Source organism: Shewanella sp. SM69 (genome assembly GCF_025653985.1).
GTDB classification, from domain to species: Bacteria; Pseudomonadota; Gammaproteobacteria; order Enterobacterales; family Shewanellaceae; genus Shewanella; species Shewanella oncorhynchi.
This window is the reverse complement of the sequence record NZ_JAKKRV010000004.1, coordinates 189,735-207,654: the sequence shown is the minus strand read 5'-3', so window position 1 is coordinate 207,654 and position 17,920 is coordinate 189,735. Positions and strand designations below refer to the sequence as shown.

General features: G+C 45.2%; 15 protein-coding genes. 4 read left to right on the top strand and 11 right to left on the bottom strand.

The window, feature by feature from the left end:
- Window positions 1-54: 54 nt before the first annotated feature.
- Entirely contained in the window at window positions 55-1,257 is a 1,203-nt protein-coding gene (gene queG / locus L5M37_RS08315; RefSeq protein ID WP_263200069.1) for a tRNA epoxyqueuosine(34) reductase QueG, read from the bottom strand.
- A gap of 174 nt (window positions 1,258-1,431) precedes the next feature.
- Here queG and L5M37_RS08310 point away from each other — a divergent pair, with 174 nt between their 5' ends.
- Window positions 1,432-2,229 (top strand): substrate-binding periplasmic protein, encoded by a 798-nt coding sequence (locus L5M37_RS08310; RefSeq protein WP_028761670.1) that lies wholly within the window; start codon window positions 1,432-1,434, stop codon window positions 2,227-2,229.
- Here the strand turns inward: L5M37_RS08310 and L5M37_RS08305 are convergent.
- Window positions 2,226-4,082 carry a diguanylate cyclase gene (locus L5M37_RS08305; protein WP_411569066.1) on the bottom strand — a complete coding sequence of 619 codons (1,857 nt, stop codon included), beginning with the start codon at window positions 4,080-4,082 and terminating at the stop codon, window positions 2,226-2,228. The two genes, L5M37_RS08310 and L5M37_RS08305, sit on opposite strands and share 4 nt — an antisense overlap.
- 220 nt (window positions 4,083-4,302) lie before the next feature.
- Here L5M37_RS08305 and L5M37_RS08300 point away from each other — a divergent pair, with 220 nt between their 5' ends.
- On the top strand, window positions 4,303-4,827 hold the full coding sequence (locus L5M37_RS08300) for a phosphatase PAP2 family protein (protein ID WP_113939058.1): 525 nt from the start codon (window positions 4,303-4,305) through the stop codon (window positions 4,825-4,827).
- A 31-nt stretch (window positions 4,828-4,858) separates the two neighbouring features.
- Window positions 4,859-5,293 carry a DUF3069 domain-containing protein gene (locus tag L5M37_RS08295; protein WP_263200065.1) on the top strand — a complete coding sequence of 145 codons (435 nt, stop codon included), beginning with the start codon at window positions 4,859-4,861 and terminating at the stop codon, window positions 5,291-5,293.
- A gap of 131 nt (window positions 5,294-5,424) precedes the next feature.
- Here the strand turns inward: L5M37_RS08295 and L5M37_RS08290 are convergent, their stop codons facing one another.
- From L5M37_RS08290 to L5M37_RS08275, 4 genes are all read right to left on the bottom strand, one after another.
- The gene (locus tag L5M37_RS08290) at window positions 5,425-7,113 is read right to left on the bottom strand and encodes an NAD-dependent malic enzyme (RefSeq protein ID WP_105250164.1); all 1,689 of its coding nucleotides are present in this window, start codon (window positions 7,111-7,113) and stop codon (window positions 5,425-5,427) included.
- Window positions 7,114-7,382: 269 nt separating this feature from the next.
- The gene (locus tag L5M37_RS08285) at window positions 7,383-7,847 is read right to left on the bottom strand and encodes a DUF1456 family protein (protein WP_168824742.1); all 465 of its coding nucleotides are present in this window, start codon (window positions 7,845-7,847) and stop codon (window positions 7,383-7,385) included.
- A gap of 141 nt (window positions 7,848-7,988) precedes the next feature.
- Complete coding sequence (locus L5M37_RS08280; protein WP_263200064.1) at window positions 7,989-9,263, bottom strand: Nramp family divalent metal transporter; 1,275 nt, start codon at window positions 9,261-9,263, stop codon at window positions 7,989-7,991.
- Between the two features lie 151 nt (window positions 9,264-9,414).
- Window positions 9,415-9,954, bottom strand: a complete 540-nt coding sequence (locus L5M37_RS08275) for a PH domain-containing protein (protein ID WP_263200062.1) — start codon at window positions 9,952-9,954, stop codon at window positions 9,415-9,417.
- Window positions 9,955-10,196: 242 nt separating this feature from the next.
- Here L5M37_RS08275 and L5M37_RS08270 point away from each other — a divergent pair, with 242 nt between their 5' ends.
- Window positions 10,197-12,782: a TonB-dependent receptor gene (locus tag L5M37_RS08270; RefSeq protein ID WP_113939055.1), complete on the top strand. Its 2,586-nt coding sequence runs from the start codon at window positions 10,197-10,199 to the stop codon at window positions 12,780-12,782.
- Window positions 12,783-12,909: 127 nt separating this feature from the next.
- Here the strand turns inward: L5M37_RS08270 and L5M37_RS08265 are convergent, their stop codons facing one another.
- The 5 genes from L5M37_RS08265 to L5M37_RS08245 form a co-directional block, all read right to left on the bottom strand.
- A complete protein-coding gene (locus tag L5M37_RS08265) occupies window positions 12,910-13,410 on the bottom strand; it encodes a DUF4447 family protein (protein WP_198571879.1) in 501 nt (166 codons plus the stop codon).
- A 30-nt stretch (window positions 13,411-13,440) separates the two neighbouring features.
- Entirely contained in the window at window positions 13,441-13,848 is a 408-nt protein-coding gene (locus tag L5M37_RS08260; RefSeq protein WP_113939053.1) for an SMI1/KNR4 family protein, read from the bottom strand.
- A gap of 173 nt (window positions 13,849-14,021) precedes the next feature.
- Window positions 14,022-14,807, bottom strand: coding sequence for a RelA/SpoT domain-containing protein (locus L5M37_RS08255; RefSeq protein ID WP_131523742.1), 786 nt, complete (start codon window positions 14,805-14,807; stop codon window positions 14,022-14,024).
- Between the two features lie 205 nt (window positions 14,808-15,012).
- The gene (locus tag L5M37_RS08250; RefSeq protein WP_263200060.1) at window positions 15,013-17,097 is read right to left on the bottom strand and encodes a M13 family metallopeptidase; all 2,085 of its coding nucleotides are present in this window, start codon (window positions 17,095-17,097) and stop codon (window positions 15,013-15,015) included.
- Window positions 17,098-17,358: 261 nt separating this feature from the next.
- A complete protein-coding gene (locus L5M37_RS08245) occupies window positions 17,359-17,913 on the bottom strand; it encodes a sugar O-acetyltransferase (RefSeq protein ID WP_263200059.1) in 555 nt (184 codons plus the stop codon).
- Window positions 17,914-17,920: the final 7 nt, after the last annotated feature.

Sequence of the window (17,920 nt, the reverse complement as noted above, 5' to 3'; positions counted from 1 at the left end):
TTAGTAACAGCGGATGCTTATGCATCCGTTGTTGTTTATTGCTTGCCGGCTAACTTAAGCATCTCGCGGTAAGCCTTTTTCGATAATGCGCACCATGCGCTCAGTTTTGCGGCGGGCTTTTTGTTGTTCAGTTGCGGTGCTTTCAGCAAGGCGCGATTGCTGGGCATTAAGCGCCCATTCAATATGCTCACGCACTATCTCATCGATATCTTCGCTGTGATTGCGGGCGTTAAGTGCGACAATAATGCTTGGGCTTGCGGGAGCGTTACCCAGTGCTACTGCAATATTACGTAGCCAACGTTTATGTCCAATGCGGCGAATGGCGCTGCCTTCAGTTTGTTTAAGGAACTCGGCCTCGCTCCAAGCAAAAAGGCTGAGAAGGTCTGGTTGCTTTAACTGCGGACGAATATGAAAGTCAGTTTCTTCAGTCAGCGGCGCTTGGCGATTGATGGGACACGCGAGTTGGCAATCATCGCAGCCATAGATGCGATTGCCCATGAGTGGCCTAAATTCTTCGGGAATAGCGCCCTGCAGTTCAATGGTGAGATAGGAAATACAGCGTCTGCCATCGACTACATAAGGTTCTACGATTGCACCCGTTGGGCAGGAGGTAATGCAGGCGACACAAGTGTTACAGCCTTCTTGAATGGGAATATCCACAGGTAGAGGCAAATTGATCAGTAGCTCACCTAAAAAGAACCAACTGCCAGCCTCATGGTTGAGTATGAGTGAGTGTTTACCTGTCCAGCCTATGCCGGCTTTTTCGGCTAAGGGGCGCTCAAGTACAGGGGCTGAGTCAACAAAGGGGCGAAAGTCAGCGGCATCGAAACCGAGAGACACTAACTCTGCACTGATTTGATCTCCGAGCTTTTTAAGTCGAGCGCGGATCAACTTGTGATAGTCGCGACCTCCGGCATAACGGGAAATATAACCTAAGTTGGGATCGGTGAGATTCGTTGCAAAGCCAGCTTCGGGTGGCAAATAGTCCATCCGTACGGAGATCACCCGCACTGTGCCCGGATGCAGTTCTTGCGGGCGAGCGCGCATCATGCCATGGGTGGCCATATAGGCCATTTCGCCATGAAAACCTTTGTCTAGCCATGCTTGGAGTTTGGCTTCTTCAGCGGTTAAATCCGTATCGCAAATGCCAACCTGCGCAAATCCGAGTGCTTTTCCCCACGTTTTAATTTGCAGAGCGAGCCGCGACAGCATGCTGGCATAGGATTGGCTTGGGGTTTGATTGGCTAAAGTTGACATGAATTGATTGCAGCGAGGCTCTTGGCTAGGTGGCAATATGATAGCAGTTTTCACTTATTGAGGACGAGTTTACTCAGAAGGGGGCATGAGGCGATATTTTCTTTGGGGTATTTGTTTATTTGCTGTTGGGATTGAGTCTATGATTAGGTCTAATGTTTATCGTTTGGTATTCGTATGCTGAGTGCGTTTCCCCTTAGGGCGTGTTTTCTTGCGATGAGCTTATTAGGCCTGATGCCTAATCTTGTTTTTGCGGCGCCTGACAAGTTGAAATTGGTGACCGAAGCTTGGCCTCCCATGAGTTACGAGCAAAATGGTGTGCCGCAAGGTTTTGCGGTGGACTTAGTCAATACCTTGCAATCAAGACTGGGTCAGAGTGAAAAAATCGATGTGTTACCTTGGGCTCGGGCGTATTCGATTGCCAATACCTCAGCGAACGTTTTACTTTTTGCTACGTCAATTAATGATGAACGAGCTGAGCAGTTTGATTTTATCGGTCCTATTGCGACCAGCAAAATTGCATTGTACGCAAGGGCGGCAGATCCAATTGCTCTCGATCAACTTGCTGAACTTCAATCGACAGATATTGTGGGGGTTTATCGGGAATCGGCGGGTGCGCAGTTGCTACAACAAGCGGGCGTGGATAATTTGCTGGTGGCGAGTTTTCCACAGCAATCGGCGAAACAGTTGCTGTTTTCTCGAATTCGTTTTTGGTGCCAGGCGGATCTTGCGGTAAAGCAGATACTCGAAGAAGTGGGTGCGAGTGAGACAGATATCCGCCAAGTGTTTGTAGTATCGGAGATTAATCTCTATTTAGCTTTTTCTAAAGGGACATCGGCGGCAACCGTTATCAGTTGGCAAACAGAGCTTGAGAAAATGAAAGACTCAGGTGAATTTAGTCGTTTGTATCAGACATGGTTTGGCACTTTGCCACCGCCATTACAACATCAAGTGTTTTGGCATAAGGCCGTTTAATTCTCTCTTAAAGCCTCATTCTTGGCTGATTTCACACAATTTCTGCCCGCATTTTTAGCCTCATAAAGAGCATTGTCGGCCCGCTTTAGCAAGGTGGCAAAATCTTTATCTTGATATGCATCTTCAGTATTATTTTGTGGTTCTAAAGTGGCGACACCAGCGCTAACGGTCAATTTGAGTTCTGCTGGTAAATTCTGTGCGCTAAGGCAGCTAATATGGTTCTGCAATTGATGCGCCAGCGCTAACGCACCTGTGGCATCAGTGTTAGGCAATAGGATTAAAAACTCTTCACCACCGATGCGGCCAACGAGGTCTTTATTACCTGATAAGGCTCGGCCTGCATTTGCAATGGTCATAAGGGCGTGATCGCCTAATTCATGGCCGAAGTTATCATTGATTTTTTTGAAGTGATCCGCATCAAAAATAATCACTGAAAAAGGGTTTTGATGTTTTAAGGCTTGCTGAAAATATTTTGCGGCTTGGGCATAAATATGCCGACGATTAGGGAGTTTGGTAAGATAATCCGTGAGGGCAATAACTTGCAGTTGGCGATTTCTATGTACTTGTTTATAAGCGAATATAGACACTATCGTCAGGATAAAGCCCGCTAGTAATAGGATAATGTGTTGCAGTGATTTGTTCTTTTCGAGTAGCGCGAGCTCTTGTTCTTTAAGGTTTTGGTTTTCAATCAAGCGTTGATTTTCAGATTCAATCCGACTGGTATCAAACTTGACCTTTAATTCTGTCGTATGATGGGAGAGAGAATTGCCATCGACTTTTTTTGTTAGGGTAACAAATTCTTGCAGCGCTCCGTAGGCGGCAGATAAATCATTCATCGCCACATATATGTTACTTTTAAGCTGCAGCAGTTGAGTGAGTCCCCGATTATTCTGCAGAGTGCGAAAGGCTTTTTCCCCTTGCTCAAGTTCGGTAAGCGCCTCTTTATAGCGAGCTTGTTGAAACTTTATATCGGCCATAAATAGCTTCATGAAGCTGTAATCGGTCAGATCTTTTTCATTAATAACAGTATCGGCTTCGATTAAATACTTTTCGGCTTCGTTTAGACGATTGAGTTTGATTAAGCTGTAGGCAATATTCGTTGCCATAGTTGCTGCCACTTTTTCCTGCTGATGTTCCTTGAAGTATTGATAACTTACTAAGAAATTATCTACGGCCTGTTGATGTTCACCGAGTTCATCTAAGGCAAGGCCAATGTCCGAGTTGACATACATTGCCTGTTCTTGGTTATTGTTTTTTAGATAGAGAGCTTTGAGTTTGGTGTAATAGCGGATTGCACTTTGGGGATCGCCATAACGTCTAAAACTGGTCGCAACATCGGCAAGGTTAATGTTAGCCCAACCGCTTAAATTGAGTGATTCATAGAGATCTTGCGCTGTGACGAGATCGTCTAATGCCGCAGAAAAATCGCCAATATAAGAGTAAAGTGCGCCGCGAATGCTGCGCGAGTCGGCGATTAGCTTAAGGTCTTCATGCTCATAGGCACGTTTAACACTGAGATTATAGCCTTCCATCGCGCCATCCATATCACCACTTAATTGCAGAAACCAAGAGCGGCAGAGCGTGAGGTCGGTAATGAAATGGGGGGAGGCGGTTGGCGGAATATTGCTCAGTGCTTGGTTAGTATTTTTAAGTGCCAGTGCAATAGCGGTGTCGTTTTCTGTATTCTGATCCCAGCATTTAAGCAGTTGCAGCTTTTCATGACGGGTGACATCGTCAGTCGAAATTAGTTTGCTTAATAACACTAGATTGCTTTCGATTTCTTCACGGGTCATAGGGACGCCGCTTTCAAATCTTGCAAATATTTTATCAACCTGAGTCTTTTCTTCTGCCATAGCGTTGCTGAGCGGCAGTAGAAGCAGCAATAAGGAGAATGATAAATACCTAAGTTGATGTAGCAAAAAAGATTCCTGTTCGAATTAAAATCAATAGCTAATTATTAGCTTAGCATAACTTGTTTGCTCATTTTTAATATAGATGTATAGCAATTTTGCATTCGGTTAATGATCAAGGTATAAACTCCGCCTTGGTTATTATCCCACAAAGGAATCACCCTTGAAGAAATTACTCTGTGCTGCATTATTCATGATGAGTGGCACTAGTTGGGCAGGCTCAGATTTAGAAACCTCTGGCGATGTATTACATTTATTATTACCCGCTACTGCGATGGGCGCGACCTTGTTTTATGAAGAGGGTTATGACGGTAGTTGGCAGTTAATTCAGGCAGCGGTGTCGAGTCGGTTAATTGTTGAAGGTCTTAAGTATGGTGTGAGTAAAGACAGGCCAGACGATAGTGGCGATGATTCGTTTCCATCGGGTCATACCTCTGACAGCTTTATGGCGGCGACGTTTATTCAGCAGCGCTATGGTTGGCAATATGGTTTACCTGCCTATGTTGCCGCATCTTATGTGGGCTACACTCGAGTGGCGAGCGACCAGCATTACCTCGAGGATGTGTTAGCTGGCGCGGCGATTGGAGCGCTGGCGGGGTGGTATTTTACTCAACCCTATGAGGGGATTACAGTTACGCCGATTGCGGGTAACGGCGTTTATGGTTTATATGTGAGTGGCCAGTTTTAAGTCTATTTTTGGGATGCGAATCGAGATTTTTATGAGCGAATTATCAGCTGTTTACCGCGAAACTGCCGAGCAGATTTCTTACAATGTTGCGAATAAAGTGTTACCAATGGCTAAATTACCGAGTGACTTATTAGCAGCGTACCAAGGTTTGTGTGCCGAACTGTTGGAAGACAGGGAAGGTAAATTTAGCCAAGCTTGGACATCTTTACCTGCCAGTGCACGTAATCTAATGGAACAACCCGCATTCCACGGTTTCTATATCGCGAATGCTTGGTTGCAATTGAGTCGTGTCGCCCAAGAAATTTCTGAGCAAGCCGATACCGATAGTGCAATCCAAGAGCAAGAATATAATGGCATTTTTACGCGCTTAGCCGATGAATCGCTCAAAGAAAGCCTACGTAAGTTGAAGAAAGCGCGTACTGATCGCGCTTTGCTTAATAGCTTTAAACAGGTGATGGCGCCTTAGTTTTTATTGAAAGCAGCACAGAGTCAGAAAATTAAAAAGCCCGTTACTGCAAAGTAACGGGCTTTTTGCTGGCTAGCACAAACGCTCAACTAAGCTGCTTTACTGCGACTTGGGTCGCGGCAACGCTATGCTTAGAACGAAGTGCGTTTGTAGCGGCGATATTCTGGACTCCAGAAATTGCCTTCAATCGACTGCTGTAAGATCTCATCGCTCATTGGCAGCGTTAACCCTTGTTCAACTGCGACTTTACCTACGGCGAAAGCAATATGCTTACTCACCGCATGGATATCTTCGAGTTTAGGCAGTAGTGGACCTGTACCATCGATTGCCAGTGGCGAACATTCGGCAAGTGCGCGACTTGAAGCCATCAGCATGGCATCGGATACATGACGTGCGCCCGAAGCTAATACGCCTAAGCCAATACCTGGGAAGATAAAGCTGTTGTTGCACTGGGCAATTTCATAGGTTTCACCATCGACAACCACAGGCTCGAATGGGCTGCCCGTAGCGACGAGTGCTTGACCTGAGGTCCAATGCAAAATGTCCTTCGGTGTCGCTTCTACGCGGCTGGTGGGGTTCGACATAGGGAAAATAATCGGGCGAGCACAATGGCTGTGCATAGCACGGATGATTTCTTCGGTGAAGAGTCCTGGAACGCCAGATACCCCAATCAGCACTGTCGGCTTGGCGTTGTTAACCACATCGAGCAGTGAAATATTGTCGCTGAAATTGCTCCAATTTTGGATGTTGGTGCATTTCTGCGCCAATTTTTGCTGGAATGGCAACAGGTTAGGCATGTTGTCCAGCAATAAGCCCCAACGGTCAACCATACACACTTGAGTGCGAGCTTGCTCGTCGCTGATCCCTTCTGACACCATTTGCGCCACGATAGCTTCGGCAATACCGCAACCAGCACTACCAGCACCGAGGAAGGCGATACGCTGTTGATTCAATTCAGTGCCCGCAGCCTTACACGCGGCGAGCAAGCAACCAACAGCAACCGCAGCAGTGCCTTGAATATCATCGTTAAAGCAGCAATAGCGATCCTTATAACGCTCTAGGATCGGCATGGCATTCTTTTGGGCAAAGTCTTCGAACTGGATCAAAGTATCCGGCCAACGCACGTGGACGGCTTGCATAAAGGCTTCGATAAACTCGGCATATTCTTCGCCACCGATGCGTGGATGGCGCCAACCCATATACATAGGATCTTCTAACAACTGCGGATTATCTGTGCCTACATCTAAGGTAATAGGCAGGGTATAAGCCGGACTGATACCGCCACAGCTAGTGTAGAGTGACAGCTTACCGATAGGGATCCCCATGCCGCCAATACCTTGATCGCCAAGGCCTAAAATACGTTCACCATCAGTGACTACGATAATTTTAACTTTTTGACGAGTCGAGTTATTGAGGATGTCATCGATCCTATCTTTGTTCGGATAGGAGATAAACAAACCACGGTTGCGGCGATAGTTTTTCGAGAAACGTTCACAAGCTAAACCTACCGTCGGCGTATAGATGATGGGCATCATCTCGCTGATGTTATTTTGCACTAAACGATAAAATAAGGTCTCGTTTGTGTCTTGGATATTACGTAGGTAAATATGCTTGTCTAAGTCGTTATTGAAACTTCTAAATTGATCGTAGGCGCGAGAAGCCTGCTCCTCAATCGTTTCAATGGCATAGGGGACTAAGCCTTCGAGGTTAAAGAAAATACGCTCTTCTTCAGAAAATGCACTGCCCTTGTTAATCAGTGGGGCTTCAAGAATGGCAGGTCCTGCAAACGGAAGATAGAGGGGGCGTTTATTATCGTCCATGGGTAACCTTTTGAGTTATTGTTTAAGTGGTCAATACGTGCTGTAAGTCACGTAAGGTTATCATGAAATGTGATCTTTGTTGTCCGTGGAACGAGGTATTTGTGGTTTTTTTTGCAGCAGTAAAAAAGTCAGCTGTTTTAAACAGGATTTCTGAGGTTGTTGAGATGGAATTGTTAAGGTCTTGTTTATATCCAAACAAGCTCAGGTGTAGATAAAAACGGATATAAAAAAACGCAGCCTAAGCTGCGTTTTATGTCATAAGTTTAGCGTTATACGCCGCGATACTTAAGTGATAAGCCGCGGATAAAGTTACGCAGTATTTGATCGCCACACTCTTTAAAATTCTTGTGGTCTGGATTGCGGAACAGGGCGCTTAGCTCTGATTTTGACATTTGCACTTCGGCTAAAGCCAAAGCTGCTACTATGTCTTCTTCACGCATTTCGAGGGCAACTCTCAGCTTTTTAAAGATGAGGTTGTTGTTTAAACGTGAAACGGGCGCTGGAATTTCTGCACCTTCACGTAGACCGCGCTTCTCTATGATAAGACCATCTAAAAACTGACATAAGGTCGTGTCGTTACAAGCTTTATAACCTTCTTCCTCTTCTTTACGTAGAAGATCAATCATCTCTTCGACAGGCACTTCTCTTCCAGCTTTAGCAAAAATTTTAATCATTTTTGCATTGCTAAAATCAAACACGAAGCGCAAACGGCGCAAAATATCATTATTAATCATGGTCATCTCTTGGCGCGGCTGCGCTATCTGGTTTAAGAGCCCGCATTATATACCCAAACCACCTTAATTGCAGAATTCAGCGGGAATTTAATGGCAGTTAGTTAAGGCCATTTATTGCTCCGGCATAAACATTCTGGGTAATTAACCTTTAATGATGTTGTACCAATAGATAAACAGTGCTGCGAAAATCAGTAGATAAATCAGGCCAAACCAAGAGAGTAGTTTCATCTTAGCGCCATATCTGTCTGTCTCGGGGAGCTGTTTGCTGGTCATTAAGCGGTAGTTTAACCAAGCAAAAATGACTGTGGTCATGAAGGCCAAGATCATCACAAACTCGAGTAACGGTAAGAGTGCACCTTTAAAGAAGAGGATCAGTAATAAGCCAAAGGCACTGATGGCGAGCATGATCCCTGTGAGGCGTTTATCTGAACTGGCCTTTGAGGTGAGTAACTGCCAGCCCATATCTAAGGTACGGCTATAGCCATCAATCACTGTTACTGTTGTGCTGAAAATACACAGAAATGCCACAATACCAATAAGATAACGACTCTCGCCGCCCATCACTTGGCTGTAAAGATTAATCAATTGATTAGCAAACTGCGCACCGGAATCTGAAAAGTGTTCGCCACTGCCGTGCATCACTAAAGCGCCCAAGGACAAAAACACGATCGCGAGGATCGCAGTGATGATGTAGCCTAAGTTAAAGTCGAGCAGTGCCTGCGCTTTCGTGACCGTCTGGCTTTTTTGTTTTTCGAGCAACCAGAGAGAATTCCAAGCGCTGACTTCAATCGGGGCTGGCATCCAACCCATCATGGCGACCAAAAATCCCACATGGGCCCATTGCCAAGGTGAAGGAGAGATAAAATTGCTCGCTAATGGTTGAGCGTGATCCCAAGCTAAGGCCACGGCAATTAAGGTGGTTAAGGTTAGGGCGAACATGATGATCTTAGTGAGTCTATCAAGCAGTTGATAATGGCCTAAAATCAGTAAAGCCAAAGAACTCAGCAATACCAGCAGGGCTAACCAATCGATGGGCAGCGGAATAAATTGGGTCAACATAGCGGCGGTTAACATGCACACCCCTGCTGTACTGGCAATGGCGGCGATAACATTGAGCCCAGTAAACAGCAGTAAGTAACCTCGGCCCTGTTTTTGGTAGCCGTGCAGTAGACTCTCCCCTGTGGCAGCTGTGTAGCGTGCGCCAGCTGCAAAGAAGGGATACTTAAGTAAATTCACCCCAAGAATAACCCAAGCCAGTTGCCAACCAAATTCGGCGCCCGCCCGAGTCGAGGCGACTAAATGGGATGCGCCAATCGCCGCTGCGGCCATAAGAACACCTGGGCCCATGGCTTTAATGCCGAGAGTTAGGTGTGTCATCCAAGAGGATGAAGGAGAAGTTACTGAAGATTCTGTCATGTCGTTATTAAAAATGCCTGTTGAAAATTAATCTGGGGAATCGAACACTCCCTCATGCTAAGGCTGCGCTCATGTTAAAGCTGCGCTAACGCTAAGTGAGTGGCTCAACATTAAAGGTAAAGTGATTGAACTAAAAGTCGTTTTATTCAATTTATCTGTTTAATTTTTGGCTGAGTAAAGTTTCAATGCGTTTTAAGCTTGCAGCCATTTCGACTACGATTTGTAATAGCGTATTATCTGGCTGTGCCGATGGGATTGTTGGGTGCAAGGGTTGGGTAAGCCGTTCTTTTTGTTCTAATACGCGGGTTCTAAATTGAGGCGCATCGACTATGCCGACTAAGCTTATCAATGCGCCTGCGCCCGATTGCCCTGCGGTTTCTACCGTGAGTTTATGCAGACCAAATAGGCGCATAATTGGGCCTTGGATCAATGCCATATCGGTAATCTTGTCCAAAGGCACTGTGTTTTCAGTACGAGTTAATATGCCCCTCCTGACAATAAGTTTATTGCTGGTGAGCTCGGCACTCATATTGCGAATATAGCGGCGAGTCCCCCAGAGCCCGATTGGAAACCAAAGTAATAACAAGGGAATACCTATTATGCTTAGGCTGAAATAGGCGGCGCCTGAAAGCAACCAATACCAACCTAAATGGGTTTCAAACTCTGCTTGATAAATAATCTTGTCTTCCATCTTTCTTCCTTAAATTCTGATATTCAAATACTGCGACTTGTCTTGTAGGTTGAATTTTTAGTGCCTAGACGTTCTTTGATTCTCGTATGAGGAAAATACACTGCCTCAAATGTAACAAAAGTTTAACTTTTATTTCTCTGCCATTGACTTTGGTTTGTAACTCATTACCTTATATGTTGTTAATTTATGGTTTTCTTATTGTTAAAATAATTTTAATTAGATAAATAAAACAAGGGAAATGTATGAACAGACCTCAGATTCTACCCAGTGCTTGTGCAATCGCAATTGCTATGGCATATGCGCCAACAGTGGCCCATGCTGCCGATAAAGGTGCAGAAAAAGTTGAACGTATTGAAGTAACGGGTTCCCGTATTAAACGTACCGATATTGAAGGCCCTTCCCCTATTCAATCGATCAGTAAAGACGATATTGCCAATATGGGATTTGATAACCTGCAGCAATTACTTGAACGCATGCCTGCCAATGGTGCTGGCGCGTTTTCTACCCGAGGAAACAGTCAAGATTCAACCGCCAACGGCGGCGCATCTATCAGCCTACGTGGTTTAGGCCCAGACGCGACCTTAGTGTTAATTAACGGTCGTCGTGTTGCGGCGAGTGCTTTTGCCGAAGGTATCACTAATTCCTTTGTTGATATCAATAATATTCCGGTATCAGCTATTGAACGTATCGACATACTGAAGGACGGTGCATCGGCTATTTATGGTTCTGATGCGATCGCGGGTGTGGTTAACATAGTTCTGAAAAAAGACATTGAAGGCATTGAGGTCAATCTTGGCTACGGTGATGCTTCAGGCACTGGCTACGATGAAACGACAGCGAATATGGTGTGGGGGATGAAGTCCGATAAGGGCAGTGCTTCCGTTATCCTCGACTATTTCAAAAATGATACTTTAGCTGCGACTGATTTAGGACGTTTTGGTGTTTCAAATCAATCACCTTATGGTGGTGAAGATTTTCGTTCTTCCCGTGGTTTTCCTGGGTATTTCTATGTTGATGGTGTTAAAACTATCGACCCTGCTTGTCCTGCTGATAGTGCAACCGCGAGTGGAAGTTGTTTATTTGAGTACGGCTCATACAATTTTGTTGCGCCGGCTGCGGAGCGCGTAGGGGCTATTGGCCAATTTGACTATCATTTTAATGATGATTTAACAGCATTTTTAGAGTTAGCGGCGCAGCACAATACCTCAATCGCAGGTGGAGCACCGACACCACTTGACGAGGATGCTGGTTTAACTGTACCTGGATCTCACCCGAATAATCCTTGGGGGAAAGATATTGAAATTGGTCGCTTCCGTACGGTTGATGCAGGGGCGCGACGTTGGGATATTGAATCCGATAGTTTACGTTTAGTTGCTGGTTTACGCGGTGTAGTAAAAGAGTGGGATTGGGAAGCTTCTGTTCAAAAAGGTCGCAGTGAGTCGACTCAAACGGGTGATCGCAGCCAAGGCTGGGTAAGAACCGATTATTTACAACGTGAAATTGATGCGGGTCGTTACAATCCTTTCGGCGGCACGATGAACTCACAAGAGGTCATTGACGCTATTACCACCAGTTTAGTACGCCAAGGTTTGTCAAACATGACATCTTATGCGGCTAACATATCTGGTCAAGCATTTACCTTGGCCGGTCGCGACATCATGATGGCGGCGGGAGCTGAATATCGCGAAGAAGATGTCAGTGATGTGCCCGATGAGCAATTCCAACGTGGATTGATTTTTGGTACTGAAGCTGTCTCTGCGGCGGCATCCCGTGAGCAATATGCCGCTTATATGGAATTATCTATTCCAGTCACGGATAACTTCGAGTTGCAACTCGCTGGTCGATATGATCATTACAGCGATTTTGGTTCAACGACTAACCCTAAAGTCGCCTTTCAATGGGGAGTGACTGATGAGCTAACGGCGCGAGCGTCTTGGTCAACAGGCTTCCGTGCCCCCTCGTTAGCGCAGATAGGTCTTGGTCCATCTCGCGAAAGTAGTTTCTTTGTCGATACTTACCGTTGCGCTGCCGATAATGTTGATTGTGAAGCCTTAGATTACAACACTGAATTTGAAGGTAACTCTGAGCTGGATGCTGAAGAATCCGAAACTTGGAACGTCGGTATGATCTGGGCGCCGAGTCAGACGTTTGATGTGGGTTTTGATATCTTTAGCATCACGCAAGACAACAAAATTGATAAACAGCCATTAGGCGATATCTATACTGCAAATTGTAACGATCAAAATAGCACTGTGTGCGAGCGCTTAGCGCCACAGCTAGGTCAAACTTTAGGTCCGATCAGTATTATCCATTCAAGCTTTATCAACTTAAGCTCTCAAGATGTACAAGGGATGGATGTCTCTAGTCATTATGGTTTTGAGTTAGATAGCTATGGGGATTTGAAGTTTGGCTTAGAGTACAGCTACTTACATAATTTTGAGAAAGATGGTCTGGATTACACGGGTGAGTATAAGTTCCCTCAACATCGCTGGTTACTCACCACTAACTGGACTATGGATAATTTTGCCGCCAATATTAATTTGAGTTACATCGGTGAATTTGAAGATACTCCAGATATCAATTTCGATGGTGTACTTGATTTTGAAAGTAATAAGTCTCGTATGATCGACTCTCAATTATTGGTCGACATGTCTGGGACTTATCGCTTCAATGAAATGTTCAAGCTGACACTAGGCGTGAACAACGTATTTGATGAAGAGCCACCATTTGCTATCGGTGACGGTGATACGGATCTCTACGGCTATGTTATTTCAGTACATAATCCTATGGGCCGCTACATTTACACTAAATTCACGATGAACTTCTAACTACCGCTTAGCGTCATTTCATTCGGAATGGCGCGTCATTTATGATGGGTGGCGTGATCTCTAATAAAAAAGGCCAATAATGATATTGGCCTTTATTTTTATAGGGTTAAACTTGTGACGGTTGAGTTTATAACTGAGTCGCTGCCCACTTTGCGCGACTTTCGCGGCTTTCACTCATTTTGGTTGGTTCACGGAAGGCTTTGTAGGCCTCCACATCGAGAGCCACTAGGCTGACGTCGACTTCTAGGACCAGTTTGCACTCTTTCTTGATGCGCCAAGCGGCCGTGTTGTACAGCTCAGTAAAGGGCAGTGAACTTAAGAATTCGGGGTTGTATTGTGTGTAAACCGCTTGAGTGGGGTAGACCACGAAGGCTAAGTGACGTTTAGGTTCTTTCTTAAATAGTTCTTCGATACCATCGCAGGTGTTGAGCACTTGCATCTCAATGATGTCATCAATATCAAGCAGTTTCTTTTGCGCCAGCTCAGGTGCCAGTTGTTCACCGCTTTCCCAGGCGAGTACATCGGCTTCGCTATGGTTAGTCAGAGCACCAACTTGAGCCGCGCTTAAGCTGAGTGACTGGCGTAGGTAGCTCATTTCGATGGCATTCAAGCCAATGTTCTTAGACATAATCGTGTTCTCAATGCAATAAAAGTAAAATTAGTATTTGATCTTTAACCAGATTTCTTCAACCCATTCCCAAAACGACTCCCAATAGATATCGGTAAAGTCGCCGTTTTTCCAGAAATGTACTTGACCATCTTGGTCGATACAGTAAAAAGCATCACCTTGCTGACAAATGGCAATCATGTCCCTTGGCATACCGATGGACCACGCATAGCAAGTCACTTCGGGCAGGTAGGTGTGCGAGTAGGGATCCGATGCTGTTACTGGCTCTATCGTGCCGTAAATCACATCACTGGCATACAACAGGTATTCTTTTAGCTCCCTTGGCAATGAAATCAGGATTTGCTCTTCGACTTCGACGAGCTGCTCAAATGTGGGTAATTCGAGTGGTACAGGAACAGTTTCGCTGCGTTCTTGGAGTTGCTCAATAATGTCGTGCATGGCATTTCCTGCTGATAGGGCTATGGCGCGGGATTATATACTTAAAAAGACGTTCGATGCGAGAGAGTGCATTTTTCAGCTTATTTTTAATATGTTTTTTCAGGCACTGTAAAATATAAAAAAAGGCGCTGGCACCTTTACAGATAACCAGCGCAAGAGTGGAAGCTTTTTAGTTAAGCGACTGAGGCTCTTAATAAACTGGCTTCATCAACCCGTTTATAGTTAAGCCATGCCTTGTGGTACAACTTATGTGATTCTTGACGTAATTGGGCAATCTGCGCGAGTTCAAACTCACTTAGTGAACGTTGTTGTTTACGAGCATTGGCCTCAATCCTCTGTACTTTTTCATATACCTTGTGTTCAGGACCATTTTTGATATCAGCGATATCCTGTAGGTGTAATTGCACTTCAGCAATCATGCCTGATTGGGGTAAGCGTACCAGTAGATTGAGATCGCGATAGCCGGAGGCTTTAGGTTCAGCAAAGCGGTTTTTTTGTTTCACAACTTGGGTGTGCTCATTCAAAGTTTGGTAGGCCTGCATCAGATCTTGAATGCTGTCGGTCACAATACTTGCCCTTGCAAGGTCGGTAATTTGGCTGGCATCACCGTTAAATTTTGTGGCCACTTTATCGGCTGCTCTTTGGTAACTCTTTACTGGCGGAACAATCACTTGTGCCTGTGAATAATGGGCAATCTTGGTGAGTAATTGAGCGAGCTCAGCTTGTGCATCATAGGCTTGGTGATGGAGCACGGATAAGTCATTCGAGGATTGATGAGGCGCATCGAAGGTCTGACTGCTGAGTGCATATAGACCTTGTAGGTCATGGCTTGATGCCTGTCTTGCACTGTAATTACCACGTTCTGCTTTACTGTCACTGATGTCGAGAGGATTTGCTACACCAGCGCGGCTCGATAATAAGAGTAGAAAAATAAAAAAAGTACGAAATAACTTAGTCATGCGGCCTACTTCCTTATGGGTGAGTTATTCAGGTCACGCACCCACCATAGGCTTCTATTGCTTAATTAAAGCTGAACCAACCATGAAGACTTGTTCATCTTGCGCATGGGGCTCAGTGGTTTAAGGAAATAAAAATGGCGCCACCTGTAACAGTGAGCGCCATTGTTGGCCAGCTTATGCCGCTGAACAGTGATTTAAATTTGGCTTACCAAATTTTTACGCGTTTCTCTGGTGCGATATACATAGCATCGCCAGGTTTTACATCATATGTAGTGTAGAACTCAGGCATGTTAGATAGGGCACCCAGTGCGCGGAATTCCGCAGGTGAGTGTGGATCGGTCGCTACGCGGTTACGCATGGCTTCTTCTTTGGCTTTTGCGCGCCAAATTTGCGTGAAGCCGATGAAGAAACGTTGATCGCCCGTTAAGCCATCGATAACGGGTGCATCTTTACCGTTAAGCGATTTCTTATAAGCACGATAAGCGATAGTCACACCTGACAAGTCACCAATGTTTTCGCCTAAGGTTAAGCTGCCGTTGACATGCAGATCATCAAACACTGCGTAACCATCGTACTGTGCGATTAGCGCTTTGCCGCGAGCAGAGAACTCTTTCAAGTCTTGCTCTGTCCACCAATCACGCATGTTGCCTTCGCCATCGAATTTAGCGCCTTGGTCGTCAAAACCATGGCCCATTTCGTGGCCGATTACCGCACCAATACCACCGTAGTTGACTGCATCGTCAGCCGCCAAATTGAAGAAGGGTGGTTGCAGAATGGCAGCAGGGAACACGATTTCATTCATGGTTGGGTTGTAGTAAGCGTTAACCGTTTGTGGCGTCATGTGCCATTCGTCTTTATCGATTGGCGCGCCCAGTTTGGCTAATGATTTAGCATGTTCAACTTCGCTGGCACGCATAGCGTTACCGACTAAGTCGTCTGCCTTGATGGTCAGCTTACTGTAATCTTCCCATTTGTTCGGGTAACCGATTTTCGGGTTGAATTTTGCTAATTTATCCGCAGCAGCCACTTTAGTGCTGTCGCTCATCCAAGTTAATTCTTTGATGCTGTCGCCGTAAGCACCACGCAGGTTTTCAACCAGTGCTTGCATACGGTCTTTGGCTTCTGGAGTGAAGTGACGTTTGACATACACTTTACCCACAACTTCACCAAGAACGCCATTGACGGCTGCAACGCCACGCTTCCAACGAGGTTCTTGTTCTTCTTGACCATTCAAGGTTTTAGAGAAGAAAGCGAAGTTTTCATTGTCTAACGCTTCACTCAGATTGCTCGCCGCGTGCGTCAGCACTTGCCATTGCATATAGGTTTTCCAAGTGGCTAACTCAGTCGTTTTTAAAACTTCGTTTAACCCTTGGATATAGCTAGGTTGGTTAACTATGATATCGGTTTGCTTGTCAGCGCCAAGAGCGGCTAAGTAGCCTGCCCAATCGATATCCGGTGCCAGTGTTGGCAGATCTTTGACTTGATATAGATTGTAGGTCTTAGTGCTGTCGCGGTTTTCAACCACATCCCAATGCTTGGCAGCAATCGCAGTTTCTAAGGCTAAAATAGCTTCAGCACTGGCTTTAGGGTTAGCGAGACCCGCAAGGGTAAACATTTTTTCGATATGGGCGACATATGCCTTACGGATATTAACGAAGCGTTCTGATTCGTTAAAGTAGTAGTCTTTTTCTGGCAGGCTTAGGCCATATTGATAGAGATGTGTTGCGTAACGGCTAGAGTTTTTCGCATCGATATCGATATAAAATGCTATTGGGGTACCCGCGCCAGCGATTTGGCTGTGGGCGAAGTACTTCACTAATTCATTCTTATCTTTTAAGGTATTAATAGCATCGAATTCGCCTTGGATTGGTGTGACTCCCAGTTTATTGAGTGTCTCAGTATCCATAAATGAACGATATAAATCGGCCACTTTTTGCTCGTCTGTACCAACGGCGAGGTTGGGCGTTGCAGCCACTTCTTCGATAATGGCTTTTACGTCGTCACGTGATTTTTCACGTAAATCGTAGAAAGCGCCAATGCTAGTGCGATCGGATGGGATCTCAGTGTTTTTTAGCCAAGTGCCGTTAACGTATTTATAGAAATCGTCTTGTGGACGAATCGCTTTATCAAAATTAGCAAATTCAATTCCAGAACCTAGTGCTTGAGTCACTGCCGCTGCGGTGGCTGTTTTAGTAGTTTCAGGTGCTTTAACTTCGGCAGCCTTGTCATTACAGGCAGTCAGGCCTGCGATAAGTGAGGCACACAGTCCCCCAATGAGTACTTTTCTCATGTTGTTTCCTTCGAGTTTATTATTGTGCCCATTATTGGGGCTGTTATTTTGGCAAAATGGGATTGCTTCAGGCGCAATGAACTATGTTAATGCCTTACTAGGAATCGAAACAAGGTCATTACACTGTTTATCGTGGATTTATCTTGAGTGATATGTAACTAAAGGTTACCAGTGAGTATATTTAAGTCAGTAGCTGCAAAGTTACCGTATGCAGGCCTTTTCAGGTAAGCGAACGCTTCGATTTATGATTTTAAAATAGGATTAATTCAGTTGCCTAATTAGTTTTGCAGGGTTGCCTGCAACCACTGTTTTGGCCGCGACATTTTTAGTCACTACGGCACCAGCACCGATGACGGCATCATCACCAATATTGATTCCTGGCATTATGATTGCGCCGCCGCCAATCCATACCCGTTTACCGATGTGAATCGCTTTAGCGGTTTCCAAACCTGAGCAACGTAGCTCGGCATCAAGTGGGTGACTTGAGGTATAAAACTGTACATTGGGGCCAATCATAGTCTGCTCGCCAATAGAAATGGGCGCATTATCCTGCAAGGTGACATTCACATTAATGAACACTCTGTCAGCAAGAGTGAGATTGATGCCATAACTGATAAAAATCGGCGTGGAGATAGTTGCGGCTGGCGATTTAAGGGGCATAAGTTGTTGGCAGAGTTGGGCGTACTCAGTGCTATTTTGAGCAATCGTTTGATTTAATTGTCGATTCAGTCGCTGCTGTTGTGTTCTTAAACTTAAGAGTTCGCTGTCAAGACAATCATATTCTTGGCCTGTGATCATCTTTTGGAATTCAGTCATAGCATCT